Genomic DNA, 3356 nt, shown 5'->3' with positions numbered 1-3356 from the left:
GCGTACAAAAAGAGGGCACAAGTGAACTTGCTATCACTTGCGCCCTGATTGGACTGGATATTTTATTTTGGAGGTCTCCACCTGTTAGCGGTGGAGAAAGGTCAAAAGGGGCATCTACCCATAAGCGGCCTCCCTTTCACCGCTATGGGGATAGAAGAAAGCAGCCGAAACATACTTTACTGATACCCATACGGTATCTATTTTTTGGATTATTCATATATTTCCAAACTGCCCTGTGTCCTTTCGGTATATCGTCCTGATTATGGACATTCTGTTTGATTTGATACGTCTATGATTTCTCCAATTTCTTTTTCACTTAGGATATAATCCACGTCCAAAAGTAAAATGACCTGTGTTCTTTGCGCTATTCCTATTAAGTAGTTTGCCTTGTGATCTGATTGTTGGGGTGGCGGACAGATATCCTGTGGTGAAATAGTCTCCACATCATTTACTGCATCTACAATTAGACCGAAAGAACGACTGTCAATACGGATTAAAATAATACAGGTACGCTCACTATAATCTGAGACCTGTTGGCCTAAACGCAAACGCAAATCCATGATTGGGGTTAACTCGCCTCGGATCGATAAAATGCCTTTTATGTAAGATGGGAAATCCGGTAATGGAGTAATATCCATCATGTGTACAATTTGAACGACTTGTCCGATTCCAATACCAAACAGCTGGTTATTGCACCAAAAAGTCAAGTATTTATCCGAGCTAACTTTATGTTCTTCATTTTCCCCGGATAATTCGTGCAAATAGGCAGTAACAGTATCTATTTGCTCACCGTTCAACTGGGAGAGCAGGGAGGCAATGTCACTTTGTATGCGTTGTTCTTGCATAGTCTAAGTCACCTCCCTTGGTTAATACTTATCCCGGTAAATGTCAGTCCCAGCCGGAATTGCAAAGTCGGAATAATCTTTTTCCAAAAAATCCATAGTGCCGGATGTAATCTTGAATTTTCCAACAAGGTTCTTCAGCATAACTGCTTGACTGGAAAGCTCCTCGCTTGCAGCTGCACTTTCTTCCGAGGTCGCGGAATTGGTTTGCACAACGCTCGAAATCTGATCCAAGCCTTGCGTAATTTGCATAATCGCTTGTGCCTGCTCTGCCGAGGCCTCTGCAATTTCTGTGATAGAGGTAATAACCTCTCCTGTGTATTGAGCAGTTTCGTCTAGGACTTCTGCGGTGTCAGCAGCGAGAATACTGCCGTTTTCTACCGCTCTAATGGATTTTTCAATCATTTCCTGTGTTGTTTTCGAGGCGTCAGCGGACTTACCTGCCAAGTTTCTGACTTCATCGGCTACAACGGCAAAGCCCTTACCAGCCATTCCAGCTCGTGCCGCTTCAACAGCAGCATTCAATGCCAGAATGTTAGTTTGAAAAGCAATGTCATCAATCGCTTTTATAATAGTCTGAATTTCAGCAGAAGTTGCTTTGATTTCACCCATTGCGGAGACAAGTTGTTTCATTTTTTCTCCGCTTTCATCCAGACGTTCTCCCGCAATCTTACACTTTGTGTTGGCGGTTTCTGTTCGCTCTGCATTCAAGTTGATCTTTGCAGAAATGTCCTGTGTCGTTGCAGACAGTTCTTCGATAGAACTGGCCTGCTCGGTAGCGCCCTGACTAAGCGCTTGCGCTCCGTTTGAAACCTGCTCTGACCCGGAAGCAACTTGGCTAGCAGCCGTGTCAATTTCGCCAAAGGCTTCGTTTAATTGTTTCAGCAAATCAGAGGCAGACAATTCAATTTTACGCAACTCTCCCGGAAAGGTCATGGACGGTTGAATTGTAAAATTACCGTTTGCCATCTCACGGAAGCACAGAGAAATTTCATCAATAACCCTTTTAAGTTCCGCAAAACTGGTACGAATACTATCGCAAACCTGACCAAATTCATTCTTGCTGTGGAATGTAATCTCTGAATCAAAATCTCCCTGTGCAAGCGCTCTCGATGCAGCTTCTATTTCCTTAAGCGGCTTCATAAAATCACGAACTAATCGAATTGTTACAAGTATAGCGGTTAAAATAAATAATACTGTCAGGCCAAAGGTCACTCTTTCCGATATGACACTGATTCTTCTTGTTTTCTCTGCTGACTGTACAAAATCTTGCTGTATATGGTCGGAAAAATCCCTTAAATCCACCCGTATTTCCTGGGAGATTGGAATGTATTCATTTCTTATAATTGCTTCAGCTTTTTGCCATTCGTCGCCATTACCAGTTAATAAAATTTCTTCTGCCGAAGTTCTTATATCTCGCATCTCTAAAATGTGTTCTCTAAAATGTGCAAGTTCACTCAGATCTTCTTCTGAACCACTGCTTTTTAGAATGCTTTCCATCGTTGTGAGAGAAGTATTAACTTCATTTGCTCTTTGCTGACTATCGGCTTGAGTATCTTGGACCAAATTCATATCATTCGCTAATGCCATATCCAGCAGATTTCTTTCGACTATAATGATATTCCTGCGCACATTTTGGGCTTCCAAAACGACAGGGAATATGTCCGTGTTTGTCTGGTCAACATTTTTGCGCAATTGCTGCATACTATTTAGCGAAAGCAGCAACGCAACACCCGCAAGTAATACAATACTTGTGCTGAATGTAATTAGTCTTGTTTTTATTTTCCAATCATTAAACTTTTTACCTTTCATAACGCATCTCCTCATTCTCTAAAATACCTCTTAGTATTAACAGCCCCTGAAAAATCGGCAGCTAACTTTGGAATTGCAACTGTACAGAAACCGTTTACCTCCTGTTCCTGTGCTGGTCTATCAAAAAACGCAAAAAGGAAGCGGTTATCCATCCGGCCGGAATGGACAACTGCTTCCTCTGTTATAGCGATATGCGGACAGCACAAAAACAGGCAGATTTACCTCTGTCTGTCTGTCTGTCTGTCTGTCTGTCTGTCTGTCTGTCTGTCTGTCTGTCTGTCTGTCTGTCTGTCTGTCACGAGTTTATTCCATGAGGACATCACTGTCAACCCCCTTTTTCATATTTTTTTCTTTTCCATGCTCCCGCTTTCTTTCAGCAGAGGCTGCATATATGGATGGGTCTGCCTGCTCGGAAGCATACAGGGTATCTTCGCAAATCGTTTCTTTTTTATTTCCACCGTTATCCTCCATCCATACGATTTTTGTCTGTTTTTATCAGCATATATTATAGAAAAGGAGTTGTCAATAGGTTTTGCGCCAATAGGGCATATAGTGTGTTGAATGTGCAAACTTGGTTTTGAGAAAATACCGGCAAACCTGCTAATAGGTGTCAAGCCCCAAAATGAAAAATCGGATATCTGAAAATGAGCATAACAAAACAGACCTGCAACAAAGTAAAAATTGCAGACCTGAGGGTTTTAT

3 protein-coding genes are annotated in these 3356 nt (G+C 42.0%); all 3 read right to left on the bottom strand.

Annotated elements, in window-relative coordinates; genetic code table 11:
- Positions 1–260: 260 nt before the first annotated feature.
- Positions 261–845, bottom strand: coding sequence for a chemotaxis protein CheW (locus ACTQ33_RS16950; protein ID WP_441465669.1), 585 nt, complete (start codon positions 843–845; stop codon positions 261–263).
- A 21-nt stretch (positions 846–866) separates the two neighbouring features.
- Positions 867–2654, bottom strand: a complete 1788-nt coding sequence (locus tag ACTQ33_RS16945) for a methyl-accepting chemotaxis protein (protein ID WP_441465668.1) — start codon at positions 2652–2654, stop codon at positions 867–869.
- Between the two features lie 303 nt (positions 2655–2957).
- Entirely contained in the window at positions 2958–3125 is a 168-nt protein-coding gene (locus tag ACTQ33_RS16940; RefSeq protein WP_441465667.1) for a hypothetical protein, read from the bottom strand.
- Positions 3126–3356: the final 231 nt, after the last annotated feature.

The organism is Candidatus Avoscillospira sp. LCP25S3_F1 (assembly GCF_052117125.1).
GTDB lineage: Bacteria > Bacillota > Clostridia > Oscillospirales > Oscillospiraceae > Avoscillospira_A.
Note: the sequence above shows the minus strand (reverse complement) of the source record. Positions and strands in the feature narration are given on the sequence as shown.

Excerpts from the sequence above, each read along its gene's own strand:
- ACTQ33_RS16950 (WP_441465669.1), bottom strand. The coding sequence starts at position 845 with ATGCAAGAACAACGCATACAAAGTGACATTGCCTCCCTGCTCTCCCAG.
- ACTQ33_RS16940 (WP_441465667.1), bottom strand. The coding sequence starts at position 3,125 with ATGGAGGATAACGGTGGAAATAAAAAAGAAACGATTTGCGAAGATACC.
- ACTQ33_RS16945 (WP_441465668.1), bottom strand. The coding sequence starts at position 2,654 with ATGAAAGGTAAAAAGTTTAATGATTGGAAAATAAAAACAAGACTAATT.